This window comes from Paenibacillus sp. GCM10027628, assembly GCF_042676385.1.
Taxonomy (GTDB): domain Bacteria; phylum Bacillota; class Bacilli; order Paenibacillales; family NBRC-103111; genus Paenibacillus_E.
On sequence record NZ_JBHTHA010000003.1, the window covers coordinates 90,226 to 106,774 of the forward strand.

The window sequence follows — 16,549 nt, forward strand, 5'->3', positions numbered from 1 at the left end:
CCGGCTGACGGGGCTTCTGCCATAACGCTGTAAAAGGGGGAGGTAAGGATGACGATTCGCGGACAAGTACGGAGCGGCCGTTCTGGATTATTGTCGAGGCTCAGTCTTCCGATATTTGCGTTGATTGTCACGTTCATCGCTCTTTTTGCAACGGCGGCCAGTTACATCCTCATTCGGGTGCAGAACGACCATACCCTCAAAATGGCTGAGCAGTCGATGAAATTCGTTTACAGAAATGTAGGCTACCAATTCGACACGATGAATAACGTTGCTGCTTTCATTCTAAGCAATCAATCGATTGAAAATTTGCTGGAGAGTCATTATCAGGAATCTTTCGAGGCGGCCGGCGATTATTACACGCTGGAGACGAATTTGCAAAATCTATCCTTGCTGTCCCTCTTGAACGATTTCGGCTCCCGCAGCGTTGCGCAGCAATCCTACGTGGTTTCTATCGCGCTGGAACCGGGGAGCGGGCTTTACGCGATGGCACCGGACCATTTTTACCCGATTACGGGGATTTTTAAAAATGAGGATTTGCAGAATAGGGAATGGTTTCACCAATTGAACCGCGGGGAACGGCAGAACGTGTGGTGGGGCGAGAAGGCGGACCCGGCAAATGCCGCTATGATTTATTCAGCAAGGAAAAAAACGAGCCTCAAAGATGGCCGGAGCATCGGTACGGTGATCGTCGGCGCGGATACATCCAGCATCAAGGGCATGTTCGACAATGCCCCGCTTGAGAAGGGCTATCATCTGCTGCTGGATGAAAACGATCGGGTCATCTATAGCGAGCGGTACGATTTTCTCGAAAATGCCGGAGAGCTCCCGTATGTACGCTCATTGACCGGTTCCAAAGGATCGATCATAACGAGAATCGACGGAGAGAGCCACAGGGTGATGTTTGAGACCATGGAAAACGGCTGGAAGCTGCTGGCGGTAGTTCCGGAGAGCCATTTTAGCAGGTACACCTTCGCCATATCGGCATTCGGCGCTGCTATTACAGCGGCAGCCTTGCTCATCGCGGGATTCTGGCTTCGCAGAATCGTCGTGCGGGTAACCGTTCCCATCACTAGGCTGGTTAACGCCATTCAGCGTCCGGAAGTCGTGGAATTCAAAGAGCCGCTTCCTTACCAATACACGGGGATTTATGAAGTGGATGAGTTGAATCAGAAGTTCGCCTCCATGCTCGTCACGATCCATAGTCTGATCGAAAAGTCCTTTACCGAGGAGATTGAACGTCGTCAGCTTCAACTGGAGCTGCTGCATGCACAGATTAATCCTCATTTCTTATATAACACCTTGGATTTAATTAACTGCCGGGCCATTATGGCTGGGGACCAAGAGACGAGCCGGATCGTTCGTTCCCTTGCCAATGTATTCCGCTATGGTTTGAATCGGGGGCAAACCTGGATCTCCTTGGATGAAGAAATGAAACAGGTCGAAGCCTATCTCCATATTCAAAAAATGATGCTGGATGATTTGCAAGTGGATATACGAGTGCCTGACGATCTCTTATCGGTGCAAATCGTACACCTTACGTTACAGCCTTTGGCGGAGAACGCGATCATTCACGGGTTTGCAGACCGTACGTCGGGCTGCCGGATCACAATTTCAGCCCGATTCGAAGGGGATGGGCTTGTTGTGCTGCGGGTTGAAGACAACGGTCGTGGCTGTGAAGCAGATCGGATGAATTTTATGCTCAGGCAGCAGCCGGTAAGAGAGACAGGCGGTAAAACGAATGAATCCGGAACCGGCTACGGCACCCTGAATGTTCACCGGAGAATTCAACTGCATGATGGGGAGGCGTATGGCTTGCGTTATGTGGAGGTGGGCGAGGGAACCTGCGTCGAAGTCGTCCTGCCTTATCATCCGGAGCAACTGGCAGGAAGAAAGGAGGTTGTGAATGTTTAAGCTGCTTATCGCGGAAGACGTGAAAATTGTCCGGGAAACGTTAGTGCGTTCCATAAACTGGCCGGATTTAGGTATTGAACTTCTGGGCGCCGTAGAGAATGGAGAGCAGGCGCTGGCCTGGTTGGACCGGGAGGAACCGGACCTGCTGTTGACGGATATCGGGATGCCGAAGATGAATGGGCTGGAGGTGATTGAGGCTGTAAAAGCCCGTAAACCGGATATCCACTGCATCATATTATCTGGACTGAATGAGTTTGAGCATGCAAGGCAGGCGATTAAGCTTCAAGTGCTGGATTATGTTCTGAAGCCGATCGACCCTGTTGAGATTGCAGAAGTTCTTTCTCGTGCGGTCGAAACGCTGCGCAAAGAACGGGGAGAGCGAGAGGCGTTGACGCTCGCGGAACAAGCCGCCAAGGACAGACTTCCGAACTTGACGGAAGCGCTGCCTCTAGGGGAATGGACCGGTAGTTTGAAAAAGAAAAAGCTGGTCGAGCAAGCGATCCAGTATGTGAAGGAAGGGTACATGCGCAAGGATTTGGCGCTGTCCGACGTCGCAACCTCGGTCGGGTTAAGTGAAAAATATTTGAATGTGCTGTTCAAGGAAGTGACCGGCATGACGATAAATCATTCGATCATTCGTCTTCGCATGGAGGAAGCAGCCCGGCTGCTGAAGGATCCCTCCATCAAAATTTACGAAATCTGCGACTGGATCGGCTATACGGATCAGGATCATTTCCGGGAGAGCTTCAAGAAACAATACGGTTTGACGCCGACCGAGTATCGCAACAAGTTTTTGTAGGAAGTTTTTGAAAGACAGAGAATACCGGATAAAATAATAGATAATGAAAGTCAAACAGGCATGAATACGCTTCCGATTAGCGTATTTTCTTGATATGATCAAGAATTCATTCCACACCTCATTTTACATTTTTTTCAAGAGAGCGTATCATTCAATTCATCAACTAAATACTGTTCCTGAATCGCTGAATCCCAAGAAGGAACGGGGGAACCAAAGTCGATAGCCATCCGCAAAAGATGGTCATCGAAGGGGTGAATCACCTATACAAATTATTTGTATGGGGGTAGGGCAATCTCGCTGCCCGAATCCGACAGCTAACCTCGTAAGCGTTAAGTGAGAGAGGATGACCGCCATGATCAATAACTGACCACGGAGAGCCATGTGCCTCTGTGGTTTTTTTTGCAGTAAAAGGAGTTAATCATCCATTTTATAACATTTATGAGAGGTAAGTGATGGAGCCATGGTTCATCGCATCGAACAACTGGAGAAAGATATTCCTGAAAAAAACAAAGATATTCTACTGTATGCTAAACACGTGATCAAGTCATTGGAAGATTTTGAGGATCATCACCGCAGACTTGTTGCAGCACAAGCCATAGCCGGGATTAAGCCTATCGGTGATCAGGAAGTTGCGTTTTATGAAACCGTAAGAGAGATGAAAGAGCAAATTGTCTCAACGCTCGTGCAAACGATTGATGATCTGAAGCACAAAGGAGATAAGTACCATGAGAAGCACTTCCCTGATGGAGTAGAATAATTGGGTATTGGGAAAAGGTGAAAGAGGAGCTTGGTTAGTCACAGCTCCTCTTTTTTTGTTGAGGTAAAATAGGGCAAGAGACCCCAGCATGTTCAAGATGGATAATCCATTCTGCTTACTTTTTGATCGGATTATGAACATTTAAGAAACGTGCTGAATGCATAAGGCATTTGCAAGAAAAAGGCTGGATCAATAGTGTTCGCATGCATGATCTAACCTGAGGAACTGCTATAACCCTTTGAAGTGGAACGACAATCCGCTATTTTGAGAAAAACACGCTACAATTTGAAGTAGCGGAACGTGAGTACGTTAACCGAGGAAATAGGGCTTTTCGGAAGCCGAAAAGACGGAATAGATGATCCTAGCTTGTTCCTCTTACATCATTAAATCGGACGTTTTTTAGGAAATAACGTATTCACGATCCCTCAATGAGGCTAACGGAATATTCTATTTTATTGGACATAAGAAATGAAAACACTCATATTGTAAAACAACAAACAACAAACAACAAACAATAAACATGAATATGATTGTTGTTTGTTGTTTTTGTGTTGACTTAATTTGTTTGTTTTCATTATGATTAGCTTGTAAAAGGGGATGATGTAAATGACGGGAAAGAGGGTTTCAATGATGAGTGCAATTGCGAATCGTGTTTTTGTTATCGGACTTGATGGTGCGGGCAATTTTATTAAGGACACGCCGACGCCTAACATTCATAGGCTACTGTATGATGGGGCGATGACTTATAACGCACAAACCGTATTTCCTTCTATCAGCGCGCAGTGCTGGGGTTCTATGTTCCATGGCGTCGAGCCGGATAAACATGGGCTGGACAATGCGCTCGCATCGGATACGCGTTATCCGGAAGACAGCCCCTATCCATCCTTTATGAAGCTGGTACGTCAAAATTGGCCTGATTGCAAGATAGCCGCTTATTCGGAATGGTCACCGATCAATTACGGCATTATCGAGCAGTCCTGCGGTTTCGAAGATTTATCCGTGCCGGATCCACAGCTCGCAGAAGCGGCAGCCGCTTATATTAAGGAAAATCCGGATCTCAAACTGATGTATATTCATTTCGGCGATCCCGACTACACGGGACATGAATTCGGGTACGGTGCGCATATTCCGGAATATTTGGCGAAAATTACGGAAATCGACGGGTACGTCGGCGTTGTACTGGAGGCGATCCGCGAAGCGGGGTTGATGGAAGAAAGCTTGATTATCCTAACGTCCGACCACGGAGGCGGAGGCGACCACCCGCGCGGACATGGTAGCGACCATCCGGCCGATATGACAGTTTTTTGGGGCTGCCACGGACCGAAAGTCGCTAAAGGAGTAGAAATTACGGATCGTGTGTTGCTTAAAGATACGGCTGCGGTCATTGCTTACGCATTGGGCATGAAGCCATGTCCGGAATGGGAAGGCAAGGTGCCTGCGGGAATTTTTAAGGACTAATAAAATTTCATTAAAGAAGCTGCGTAGAATTGAGTTCTATGCGGTTTTTTCTTTTAGCAGGAGGCTATACCCTTCTATGTTTTATCTAGAAACGTACTGAAACATTTCCTCATGGATCGTGGGTCCACTTTTTTCGAACAAAATATGGAGCGAGTTAGGGCTGTGAAGCATGTGAAGGGGAAATGTACACGGTATAAGGGGCTAGTCACCATGAAAGTTGCAACGCGTAGAACAAGAGACAGAAAGTGCATAGCTGCAGAGATGTTTTACATCGTAAGAGACATGTGGGTTTGCAGTCATGTCTCTAACGATATTTCTGAGGCTGTCGATTTACTGTTCATACCTTCGGAAATCTGCGGGAGACCACAAAATGTATGCGAAAAATCATACAAAATGAGCGGCGCACACATCGAATCAGTCGATTCTATTCGAAATTTCATACACAAAACGTGATTTGGGCCCTGATTCTGTAAATGAATACGAAAAATCATATACATTCTCAGCATGTTTCCGTTCACGTCAAAACTATCCCAAATAAATCGACAGCCTCTTTCTCATCTTTACAGACGAGAAAAAAAGCAAGTTTGTACAGGGAGCGAAGCTGGAATGATGTTTTACATCGAAAGAGACATGTGAGGATGTTGCAGTTGTGTCTCTAACGATCTTTTTCATCTTTACAGACGAGAAAAAAAGCAGGCTTGTACGCTGAGCGAAGCTGGAATGATGTTTTACATCGTAAGAGACATGTGGGGGCGTTGCAGTCATGTCTCGAACGATGTTTATCATCTTTACAGACGAGAGAGGGAGGATTGTCAAAGACAAGTCCGCCCCCAAACGTACGGCTATAGACAAAGGACCTGGCCATCGGCCAGGTTTTCTCATTTTTCCAAAGAAATAATTCGTTTTAACGAACGGATGATGAGGATTCTAAGCTATACTCAACAATTATTTAACAAAATTGAATTATAAGGTACCACTTCATTCTTAATAACGAACACGAACAATATAAATTGAGCATGTACATCGCCGGTTGGATCTAATTGTCTGATGAGAGTCCAACAGCCCTTGTTTCTGTAGCCTATATCTAATTATCGAAGGAGTTTCCTGTGAAAAGACAACGTAAACGGCCAAAGTTCCGCCTTGCTAGTAAAGTCGCGGTTCTCTGTCTAACTTTTACTGGAGCCATCGTCTCCCAACCGGCGGATGCCGGTATCACCAATTCCAATCAAGTTCACGCCGCAACCGTAGACCGTCCGTTTTATAAAGCGACTTGGCTATGGGATACAAGTTCGGCGCTGGAGAACAAGGAAAGCACGCTGCAATTTCTTCAGCAGAACGGGGTCAATCTTATTTATTTGCAAGTCGATCCCGATGTTCCCGTGGGTGACTACAGAAGCTTTATCGGAGAGGCTTACGCTCGCGGAATAGAGGTTCATGCATTAGGGGGAGCACCGGACTGGGTGCTTCGGGAACAACAGATTAAAGTGTACAAGCTGATTGATTGGGTGAAAACTTACAACAATGGCGTATCAGCCGCAGAACAGTTTAAGGGCATTCATCTTGATGTCGAGCCATTCGTCCTGAAGGCTTGGTATGCGGACACGGATACCATGCTGGGGCTTTGGCGGGATACGATTAGCGGGTTTGTCGAAGAAATGAAAATAGAAACCCCAACTTTGACGGCTGGCGCGGATTTGCCAGTCTGGCTGGAGAAGTTCAACGTACCTGACGGGATGGGTGGTCGGACAACCCTATCCAACTGGATGATTCGAAAACTTGACCAATCCACTCTTATGGCTTACCGCGACAATGTAACGGACATCAGCAGCAGCGTTGCGACTGAGCTCGGTGAAGCGGAGCAAAACGGCAAACCTCTCGTCATTGCGGTGGAGACACTGCAGAGTTCCGAGAGCTTCATTTCCTATTATGAAAAGGGGAAGTCGCAAATGATGCGCGATCTAAGCGCTTTGGGTGAAATACTCCAAGGCCGTACTTCTTTTGCCGGAATTGCGGTTCATGATTATGATGGCTGGAGCCGTTTAAAAGAGTAGGTTAAGGGCAACCCGGCATGTACACTCAATCCAATTCGCAAGCAAGTAAAAGGAGAGATAAGCAGTGAACGAGACATTTGCAATCATACTGGCAGCTGGATTAGGAACCCGCATGAAGTCTTCAATTCATAAAGTTCTGCATCCGCTTTGTGGTAAACCGATGATTCGTCACGTAACCGATGCCCTGAAAGGTACTGGCGCAGAACGCTTACTTATGGTTGTCGGGGCTTATGCCGAACAAATAGAGCAAGAGCTTGGAGATGAAGTTGAATACGTCCGGCAAGAGCGGCAGCTCGGTACAGGACATGCCGTCATGCAAGCTCGTGAAGTTATCGGAAATCTGGAAGGTACTACCCTGGTTTGCTACGGAGATACGCCGCTTGTGACAACGGACACTTATCAAGCTTTATTAACTGCTCACCGACAATCCGGAGCAGCCGTTACGATGCTAACCGCTTTTGTTGATAATCCGTTCGGATTGGGGCGAATCGTTCGTAATGAAGCAGGTGACGTGCTTCGGATCGTAGAGGAGAAAGACGCCTCTGCGGATGAAAAACGTATACGTGAGATTAATCCGGGTCTTTACTGTTTTACAAACTCGGTTTTATTCAGCGCTTTGGAACAAGTCAATAATCGAAATGCACAAGGGGAGTATTACCTTACGGATTGTATTCAAATTATTTTAAATATGGGGCTATCCGTCCACTCCGTCGCTGTCTCGAATGCGAATGAGGTGCTAGGGGTCAATGACCGGGTACAACTGGCCCAATTAACTCAAATGCTGCGTAATACGATTAACGAATCACATATGCGAAATGGTGTTACCCTGATAGACCCGGGCACAACGTATATTGATAAAACCGTTACCATTGGAGAGGATACGGTGATCGGGCCGGGAGTAACGCTATCGGGTTTTACATCCATTGGTCAAGCATGCTATATCGGAGCGGGCAGCGAAATTGAGACAAGCACCCTCGGGGATCGGGTCAGCATTCAACATTCAATCGTGAGGGACTCGGTCATTGCGGATGAGGCATCGATCGGTCCGTTTGCTTTTATTAGACCCGGTTCGGTCATTGGGAAACGTGTAAAAGTGGGCGATTTTGTTGAAGTGAAAAATTCGATGATCGGAGCGGGGTCTAAAATTCCCCATCACGCCTATGTCGGCGATTCCGATATTGGCCAAAACACGAACATTGGCTGCGGAGTGATAACCGTTAATTATGATGGAGCCAATAAGCATCGAACCCTCATTGGAGACCGCTGTTTTGTGGGGAGCAATTCCAATTTGATAGCGCCGGTAACGATTGGCAATGATGCTTACATAGCTACGGGGTCTACAATAACACAGGATATACCTGACGGAGCGTTTGCCATAGCCCGCGAACGTCAAGTCAACAAAGCGGATTATGCCGGGCATTTACGAGAGCGTCTGGTCCATTCAGGCAGTGGAAAGGGGAATTCATAAATGGGACGTTATTTTGGTACGGATGGTGTAAGAGGTGTGGCCAACCAGGAATTAACTCCGGAACTCGCTTATAAATTAGGACGTGCAGGTGCTTATCTGTTAACGAAAAAGAAAGCACGGGCATCGATTGTTGTCGGCAAAGATACCCGGATTTCGGGTGATTTGTTAGAGACGGCGCTGATCGCAGGAATCCTATCGGTTGGCGCCGATGCGATTCGCGTGGGCGTTATTTCAACGCCGGGAATTGCTTACTTAACCCGGACGTTAGTGGCCGATGCCGGTGTGATGATTTCCGCTTCTCATAATCCTGTTGCGGATAATGGGATTAAATTTTTTGGCAGCGATGGCTTTAAACTGGACGATGAGATGGAACAACAGATTGAGGACTTGATGGATCAGCCGGATGATCAACTGCCAAGACCTGTTGGCGCTGAGATCGGGCGCGTATGGGTTCGTGAAGATGCGACGGAGTTGTATGTAAAATTTCTGGAGGCAACAACCCGTGAACGTCTGGACGGAATGAAGGTTGTTTTAGACTGTGCGAATGGAGCTGCGGCTGCGATTGCACCCGACGTGTTTCGAGCCGTTGGGGCCAATGTCATTCTACTGGCGGCAGAGCCGAATGGGATTAATATCAACGCAGCTTGCGGGTCTACGCACCCGAGCACTTTGCAAGCTGCAGTGGTTCGGGAGGGGGCGCAGTTAGGCCTTGCATTTGATGGCGACGCAGACCGCTTAATTGCGGTGGACGAGACAGGGGAACTTGTGGATGGCGATTATATCGCAGCCATTTTGGCGCGTAGTTTGCTTAATGACGGAAAACTCGATCACCGCACAGTAGTAACCACGGTGATGTCCAATGTGGGCTTCGTTAAGGCGATGAAAGCTTTAAACATCAACTTGGTTCAAACCGCCGTTGGAGACCGTTATGTGATGGAAGCTATGCGCAGCGGTGGCTATGTGCTGGGTGGCGAACAGTCGGGCCATATCATTATGCTGCATTACAATACGACCGGGGACGGTATCCTGACTGCCTTACAATTAGCGGGTGTGCTGGTGGCAACGGGACAACACTTGAGCGAATTACGCACCGTCATGCGTTCTTACCCGCAATTGTTGGTAAATGTACCTGTCGCAAGCAAGGTAGGTTGGGATTCTAATCCCACCATTAGGAGGGCGATTGAAGCAGTTGAGGCTAGCCTTGGTGACGAAGGGCGTGTGCTTGTACGTCCATCCGGAACGGAGCCGCTAATCCGCGTCATGGTGGAAGGTCCTGATGCTGCCCTTTTGGAGGCGTATGCGGAGCAAATTGCTGCCGCCATCCGTTCGGAAATAGGCTTAATGCATAAGGTAGCTACGGCCTAAAGTTGTATCCTATTTGAACGACCGTCACCGTTGAGTGTTGAAATTGGCCGCGTATAAGCGGCCTGTTTTTGACTTATTTCAAATTGGGATTAAGCCCAAAAATGCCCAAATTTTTGGTATACCCGCACAAAAGCGGACTAGGGCACGAATTGTATAGGGAGCCACCAAGTTACCAGAAATCTGGAGGGATCGGGCTATGTCCGTAAAACAAACGCTTGTACCCAACAAGAACCTGGACGAGAACTGGGTTAACCTGATGATCGTTGCTCGCGATTCGGGGCTTTCCGCTGAGGAAGTCCGGCAATTTTTTCGCGAATGCAAAGAAAATGACGATGAACCGAAACATTAATGCGAAGAGAAAAAGAACGAAAAGATAACAAATTTTTTTAGTTGATTATGTTAGCGCTTCCATTAGTAATAATAGAAAATAAACATCCACAGAACGAACATTTTTTGTTAAACTATTTTTAAACGATAAGAAGAATTATCTCAAACTGATGGAAGTTAAAAAGGGGTCGCTACCATGATTGGCAAGAAAGTCAAGCAGCTGCGCTTGGAACAAGGCTTTACCCTTACCGAACTGGCGGAGAAAGCCGGGGTAGCCAAATCCTATCTGAGTTCGATCGAACGTGAGGTCCAGTCCAACCCCTCGATCCATTTTCTGGAGAAAATTAGCGCGGTGTTGGGCGTTCAGCTGGAAACGATTATTCATCATCAGAACCAGCCTCAGGAGCAGTTGGATGAGGAATGGCTCAGTTTGGTCAGAGAGGCTATGGATTCCGGCATAAGCAAAGAGCAGTTTGTGGAATTTTTAGAGTATAACAAATGGCGCATTAAACAGAAGAGTTCCGAAGAATAAAAGACATAAGCCCCGATAATCAATGAGTTCTGCTCATTGGCTATCGGGGCTATTTTTCTGCGTAGAGGCTATTGCCCGGGTACGCTGCTGTCAATTTGATGAAAGGCATCCTTCATCAGGTCGTAGCTTTTCTTAGGCCGCTCGACGTATTGCACCTTGTTCCAGGCGGGCCAAGAGTAGATCGGCAGCTTGGAGACAGGGTAGACGCCACCTTCGCCATCCAATCCGAGGATATGGCCGTCCGATCGCTGAACGATCCATGGGAGCAAGCGTATCCCTTTGGCCGTCGTGGCAATCAGTTTGCCTTCCTTATCGCCGTAGCTCATCACCTGCAGCGAGCTGGGGTCGGTGAACCCGAGCAGCATCCACGGAATGCGCATTTCTACGACGCTGCCTTTGGCTTGCCACATGGCCAAGGAATTGTAATCCGGCGAGGCTGGATCGGTCGTACCGCGTTTTAGCATACCTGCAGGTACATCCTGGAACGGATTGTACTGGGTGGAATCCGGCGGACTCTGCTCGAGGCCGACGGCCAGCTTCCACGGGTCAAAGATGCCGGAATCGTCTTTCATGTCCTCCGGCTTCACTTTAAGCATGCCATACTGATTGCCGTAAAGCCGGGTGTGAAAATCATAGTTGGAAGCGATCTTCACCTGGCTTTCCCCCTCTTTCCCGAGCTCGATAAGCGTTTCCAGCCCTTCGTCGAGCTTAGCTCCACCCAGTTCCTTCGCATGCCGATTACCGCCGGGCGTCGTATCGACGCCCAAGTAGAGCTGCTCGCGCTCCGGATCAAACGGCTGCTCCAGCTCACCCATGATGTAGACGTAGGCTTCGTCGTGGGTCATCCAGAGGGATTTCCATCCCGGATAGGTGCCGGCGAGTTTTTGCTTATCGCTCTCTTTGAGCGCTGCCCAGTCACTCGCATCTCCATCGATCTTGAGCGGCCCATCTTTGCCGGAGAGCTCGGCAACGAGCCCGAAGTGCTGTTCGTTCGTCAAAACGTTGGTCCACAGCTTACGGCGGCTTTGGGGGATTTCGAAATGCATCGTGTTCCAGGTGCGCTTGAACCATTCATCCTGCCAGGAAAAGACGATGCCTCCCGCCATACCGGCCTTCACGATATCCTGGAGAAGCGAGGCGTTGATTTGACCCTGCTCCGTCTCGTTATGCCCGCCCTGATTCCGGTCTTTATTCGCCAGATGCCCGACCCCCAAAGAGGATGGAACGCCGAATTCCGTAATCATGACAGGCATGTCCTTATGGTAAGCCTTCAGCTTGGTCAAGTAGCTAAGGTACGTGTTGGCTGTTCCGTCCTTGTCCTTCATATCCATCATCGTTTGGTCCAAAGCGAAAAAGTCGGGATAGTATGGATAGGCATGGAAGGAAGCGAAGTATCCGGCCGGCCAGTTGTGTACCTCCAGATGGGTCGCATCAACGCTTACCATATCCTCTTGAATGAGAATTTCACCGGGATGCTTGAGCGGATCGGTGGTTACCCAGTTGGTAAAGGTCAGCGGATGCTTCCATCCGTTCTGCGACTCCAGCACGGCGACATGGTCGAGCATTTCCGCGAGCCAGTTTTCAAAGGGGGTGGCGTTTGGTCGAGCACTGACGTGGGTACCTTGGAAACCGGTCTTGTCTTTATGCTTATCGATCGTATTCTGAACCATTTTCGGATCCCACTCCGTCCCGATATGCCACGCCAGCAAATAGGGGCCGGCATTGTAACGATACGTGCCGCTTGCCTTGCCGAACCGCTCCGGAATATCAGTGGCTCCGTACACAGCTCCGACGGCATAAGCGATTTCGCTTTGGAATTCGGTGTAAATGGTATCGAGGTAGGCGTCTTTTTTGTCGATCAGCTCTTCTTCCGGTGTCCATATGCCTTGAATGAAATAGAGCGGCGAATCCGTATGCTGCTGATTGTATTCCACAAGGGATTGATAAAAAGCCGGCGATAGAATCGTATACACCCGAATCGTATTGGCGCCGAGATCCTGGATTTGCTTGAACCATGCCAAATACTGCTCCTTGCTGATCGGCAGCTCGCCCGGGTCATGCCCCGGAAGCGCAGCACCCACATTGACTCCTTTGACAAAAAAGGGAGTCCATTGTTGTTTGTCGTAAATCTCGATGCGATCGCCTTGCGTACGGAATTTGATTTGCGAACCGTCCGCGCTTTGGACGCTTTCCACTTTCTTGGCGGGCCAGTAGTGCCATACTAGGAATAATGCGGCGGCAAGCAAAGCCAAACGCAGCAGCCAGGCGATCGGTGAAGTGTTCCGCTTCATGGGCATGAACTCCTTTACCCTCAAAGTAGGTTAGGCAAGCAGCCGCCTAAGACGCGCTTCGAGCTCCATGGGCGAGAAAGGCTTCTTGATCACATCGGCAACGCCCAAGTCGAAGCATTTGCAAATGTCCTGCTCGACCGTAAGATCAGTCAGGACGACGACTTTACATGTCCGGCTTTGGGATTTGCGGATGCGTTGAATCACTTGATAGCCGTCGAGTGCGGGCAATGCTAGTTCTGTGATAACAAGGTCCGGTTGGACCGATTCTACGAGCCTTAGACCTTCCATGCCGTCCTGCGCCGGACGGACGGTATAACCTTGCAGGCCGAGCCGGACGCCCAGAAAATCAAGCAAATCGGCGTTCGGATCGATCATCACGACCGTCGGCGTTTCCGCAGATTGCGGTTGTCCGTTATAAACGGCGATCTCCGATTGTTCTTTCTCGCCCAGCAAGGCAACAAAGTCGGTCAGCGCTTCTTCTGACACAGGGGCGCTTTCGGAGAAACTGGTTATCGCGATGCCGCCAGCCAGAACGCCTGCATCCTGGAGGAAAGCTTTGGCCGACAGGGCGATGAAATGGGTGAAAGCCAGAGATTGACCTGGCAGCAAGATGATCAAAGAACCTTCAGCCGCATGGTAAGCGGCGTTAACGACCAGATGTTCACCCTCCATGCTGAGACGCGTTTCCAAATCTTGGAGAAGGGCTTGGCTAATGTCGTGTGTCGCTGCTGCGACCATACCGCACTCCGTCCACTTGGCGGACGTTTGAAGCATCTCGTTCAATTGGGCATACAGACGTTGAGATAAGCCGGATTTTGCTGATAAGGCAGATTTCATGGTTTTTTCACTCCATTTCTATACATATGTTTAAACGGCTTGTGCTTTGGTCGTCTTCGTTTTCGTCTTCGAGGCAGCTGTACCGCCCGGCTTTGCCGTTTCATCCTGCCAACTTCGGCGTACCATATTGCCCCAGGCATTGTTACGGCGGAGGTAATCCCATTGTCCGAGCAGTTTCCAGAGCGCATTGATCTGATCGTAACCGACCGCCATCACCACCGATAAACCGATGATCCGCAGCAGGTCATTCGTAGAAATCGGGCGGCGGAATGCAAATTCTTCGATCAACAGCGACCCGCACGTAAAGACCAAGCCGATCAGCAGGTTGACGAGCAAAAAGATCAGCAAAATCGGCAATTGCGTCATATCCAGCATGACATAGGCGATCAAGGCCGCCAAACCGGAAAGCCGGACGAACGGACTGAAAAGTTCGTACAAAACGGTGTAGGGCAGGGCGAGCCAGCCGATCACCTTGTACTTCGGGATGAACAGCATCGCGCGGAACTTGCTTACATTCCACAAACTGCCGCGAATCCAGCGGCGGCGCTGGGCGCCGAGCACTCGAAGCGTATCCGGCGCTTGCGTCCAGCATACGGCATCCGGGCAAAACACGATGCGATAAGGCAAATTGCGGTCCAGCATATATTTGTGAAGCTTCATGACGATGTTCATGTCCTCGCCGGGGCAGCCTTCTTCATAGCCGCCAACCTTGACCAAATAATCCTTTCGGAACAGGCCGAAGGCTCCCGACACGATAAGCAGCCCGTTCATGGCGCTCCAGCCGATGCGGCCGCCAAGGAAAGCTTTTACATATTCGACATATTGCATGGCGGGGAGCCATTTGTTCGATAACCGGACCGACAGCACGCGGCCGTCTTCAATGGAACTTCCGTTTGCGATCCGGACGTTGCCCCCGATGGCGATATGCTGCTCGGGATTTTCCATATAGACGTTGACCAAGCGGATCAAAGCGTCTTTTTCCAGCAGGCTGTCGGCATCGATGGTAGCGACCAGCGGATATTTGGCCACGTTGATACCGGCATTCAAGGCATCCGCTTTACCGCCATTTGCCTTATCGATAACGACGAGCCGGGGATAAAGGGGATTGTGATACACATTACGAATCGCCTTGGAATCCACTAATGGCCGGAATCCGGTTAGACGGGATGGCTTCAAGTCAAAAGCTTCAAGCAGCACTTGCAGCGTCCGATCCGCCGACCCGTCATTGACGACGACGACTTCATAAACGGGAAATTCCAATGTCATTAAGGATTGCACGCTCTCAATGATCGTCAGCTCCTCATTATAGGAGGGGACCAGAACCGACACAGGCGGGACGAATTCCGAACCGGCCAGTTCCCGGAAGCGTGAATTCATGGAGCTTTTGACAATAGACAGCATCTTTTGGTGGGAAATCGCCAGAATGCATATATATAGCAAACTGGATCCGATAATCAGATAAGTGACAATGATTCCGTAATTTAACAAAAACGCTCTCATCCGGATCCCCTTTCTACGAGCTGATCCGCGCTCTATGGGCATGCCGGCCCGTGCCGGAGTCTCCCAATATGCGCCGGTAAATGAAATTCAGCCGATTGTAGTCAGGTAATTGCCCTACCCCGCGCGAAACGGATGCCGCAGCACGGTCCAGCTCCTCATGGACAGCCTCCCATGCAGACTCGCTGGTAGCGCCGATCTCGGAACTGCCCGCAGCTTCGCAAAGCGCCTTAAATCCGGCAGGCCCGAGTCGCGATAAGCTTTTGGCGCTATGGTAGCGGACCCACCACTCCTCGTCGGCCATGGCGCGGGTGAGCGTCTCCAGATAGAAATCGAGCTGCTGGTCGCCAATTGCTTTGGCCGCAAACGCGCGGATTTCCCAATCCGGGTGGCGGATCAGCTCGCCGATTCGTTCGGTCGGCAGCAGGTGTGCGTAATGCAGCCCTATTTTTACCGCTTTGATCCGAATTTCTTTGGATTCGGACCTCATCAAGCGATCAAGCGCGCCGAACATGTCGGGTTCGTTGCGTTTGGAGAGGCTGATCAAAGCGACACAAAGCACAGCTTCGTTAGTTTCATGATGAAGCAGCTCGGCGAAGAGCGGAGCCGGATCCAAAGAAGAGGAGGCGATGATATCGGCAATCAGCTGATGCGCCTCTGGATGGTGCCGGGTAAGCAGCTCCAGCAAGCTGTGCAAATCCTGGTGCGTATCCGCACACTTGGCCGCAGCTCGCCCGACGACGAAAGCGGTCGATTCGCCGCCTTCCCGTTCCAGAAGCTTAAGCAGTTCGCCGGTACATTCAGCTGCCCGCATAACTCCCAAGCGATAAGCGGCCTCGATGCGTATTCCGTGTCTGGTGCTGCGGAGCCGCTGAAGTTCCAGCTCCACAAGTCCCAGCTCCCGGCATAGGGCCGTTAGCTTGCCCCTGTACTCGCCTCCGATCGTTTCGATCCACTCCAGCAGCTTAGACTGAATGGCTTTGAGCTCCATAGGGCTCAATTGGCCTGGCGGCGGGAGCAGCGCATCCGCTCCGTCAATGTTGGCGCTGAGGTAGGTAAAGTAATCCTGATGTTTTTCCAGCCCTTGTTTCATCTGTTTCTCGATGGCCCCGTGCCTGGCCCGCAGCAAGAAGAGAGCGGTAAAACCGCCGGCGATCGTCAAGCTCAAGGCGTCCAGCACCGAGGCGGCCTGGTCTAAAGGCTCCATCCACATACGATTTCTCCTCCTATCTCTGACTTGCTCTCTCTATCCGTGT

13 protein-coding genes and 1 riboswitch are annotated in these 16,549 nt (G+C 49.9%); of the genes, 9 read left to right on the forward strand and 4 right to left on the reverse strand.

Going from position 1 to position 16,549, the window contains the following annotated elements; genetic code table 11:
- Positions 1-48: 48 nt before the first annotated feature.
- The 9 genes from ACFQZT_RS07350 to ACFQZT_RS07390 all read left to right on the forward strand — a co-directional run bounded on the left by ACFQZT_RS07350 (position 49) and on the right by ACFQZT_RS07390 (position 10,668).
- Positions 49-1,911, forward strand: a complete 1,863-nt coding sequence (locus tag ACFQZT_RS07350; RefSeq protein WP_379298171.1) for a cache domain-containing sensor histidine kinase — start codon at positions 49-51, stop codon at positions 1,909-1,911.
- Positions 1,904-2,710, forward strand: coding sequence for a response regulator transcription factor (locus ACFQZT_RS07355; protein WP_379298173.1), 807 nt, complete (start codon positions 1,904-1,906; stop codon positions 2,708-2,710). Before ACFQZT_RS07350 ends, ACFQZT_RS07355 begins: the two co-directional genes overlap by 8 nt.
- A gap of 172 nt (positions 2,711-2,882) precedes the next feature.
- Positions 2,883-3,055: riboswitch (cyclic di-AMP (ydaO/yuaA leader) on the forward strand.
- 115 nt (positions 3,056-3,170) lie between these two features.
- A complete protein-coding gene (locus ACFQZT_RS07360; protein WP_379298175.1) occupies positions 3,171-3,467 on the forward strand; it encodes a hypothetical protein in 297 nt (98 codons plus the stop codon).
- A 627-nt stretch (positions 3,468-4,094) separates the two neighbouring features.
- Positions 4,095-4,925 carry an alkaline phosphatase family protein gene (locus tag ACFQZT_RS07365; protein ID WP_379298177.1) on the forward strand — a complete coding sequence of 277 codons (831 nt, stop codon included), beginning with the start codon at positions 4,095-4,097 and terminating at the stop codon, positions 4,923-4,925.
- 1,106 nt (positions 4,926-6,031) lie between these two features.
- Positions 6,032-6,976: a glycoside hydrolase family protein gene (locus ACFQZT_RS07370; protein ID WP_379298179.1), complete on the forward strand. Its 945-nt coding sequence runs from the start codon at positions 6,032-6,034 to the stop codon at positions 6,974-6,976.
- A 64-nt stretch (positions 6,977-7,040) separates the two neighbouring features.
- Positions 7,041-8,444 (forward strand): bifunctional UDP-N-acetylglucosamine diphosphorylase/glucosamine-1-phosphate N-acetyltransferase GlmU, encoded by a 1,404-nt coding sequence (glmU, locus tag ACFQZT_RS07375; protein ID WP_379298181.1) that lies wholly within the window; start codon positions 7,041-7,043, stop codon positions 8,442-8,444.
- The gene (gene glmM / locus ACFQZT_RS07380; protein WP_379298183.1) at positions 8,445-9,809 is read left to right on the forward strand and encodes a phosphoglucosamine mutase; all 1,365 of its coding nucleotides are present in this window, start codon (positions 8,445-8,447) and stop codon (positions 9,807-9,809) included.
- A 196-nt stretch (positions 9,810-10,005) separates the two neighbouring features.
- Positions 10,006-10,158, forward strand: coding sequence for an anti-repressor SinI family protein (locus ACFQZT_RS07385; protein ID WP_379298185.1), 153 nt, complete (start codon positions 10,006-10,008; stop codon positions 10,156-10,158).
- Between the two features lie 174 nt (positions 10,159-10,332).
- Entirely contained in the window at positions 10,333-10,668 is a 336-nt protein-coding gene (locus ACFQZT_RS07390; protein ID WP_379298187.1) for a helix-turn-helix domain-containing protein, read from the forward strand.
- Positions 10,669-10,736: 68 nt separating this feature from the next.
- Here ACFQZT_RS07390 and ACFQZT_RS07395 read toward each other — a convergent pair whose 3' ends face one another.
- From ACFQZT_RS07395 to ACFQZT_RS07410, 4 genes are read right to left on the reverse strand one after another with little or no spacing between them, the layout of a single operon-like run.
- The gene (locus ACFQZT_RS07395) at positions 10,737-12,959 is read right to left on the reverse strand and encodes a hypothetical protein (protein ID WP_379298189.1); all 2,223 of its coding nucleotides are present in this window, start codon (positions 12,957-12,959) and stop codon (positions 10,737-10,739) included.
- 30 nt (positions 12,960-12,989) lie between these two features.
- Positions 12,990-13,796 carry a response regulator transcription factor gene (locus ACFQZT_RS07400; protein WP_379298191.1) on the reverse strand — a complete coding sequence of 269 codons (807 nt, stop codon included), beginning with the start codon at positions 13,794-13,796 and terminating at the stop codon, positions 12,990-12,992.
- Between the two features lie 30 nt (positions 13,797-13,826).
- The gene (locus tag ACFQZT_RS07405) at positions 13,827-15,296 is read right to left on the reverse strand and encodes a glycosyltransferase family 2 protein (RefSeq protein WP_379298193.1); all 1,470 of its coding nucleotides are present in this window, start codon (positions 15,294-15,296) and stop codon (positions 13,827-13,829) included.
- A 13-nt stretch (positions 15,297-15,309) separates the two neighbouring features.
- Complete coding sequence (locus ACFQZT_RS07410) at positions 15,310-16,506, reverse strand: HEAT repeat domain-containing protein (RefSeq protein ID WP_379298195.1); 1,197 nt, start codon at positions 16,504-16,506, stop codon at positions 15,310-15,312.
- Positions 16,507-16,549: the final 43 nt, after the last annotated feature.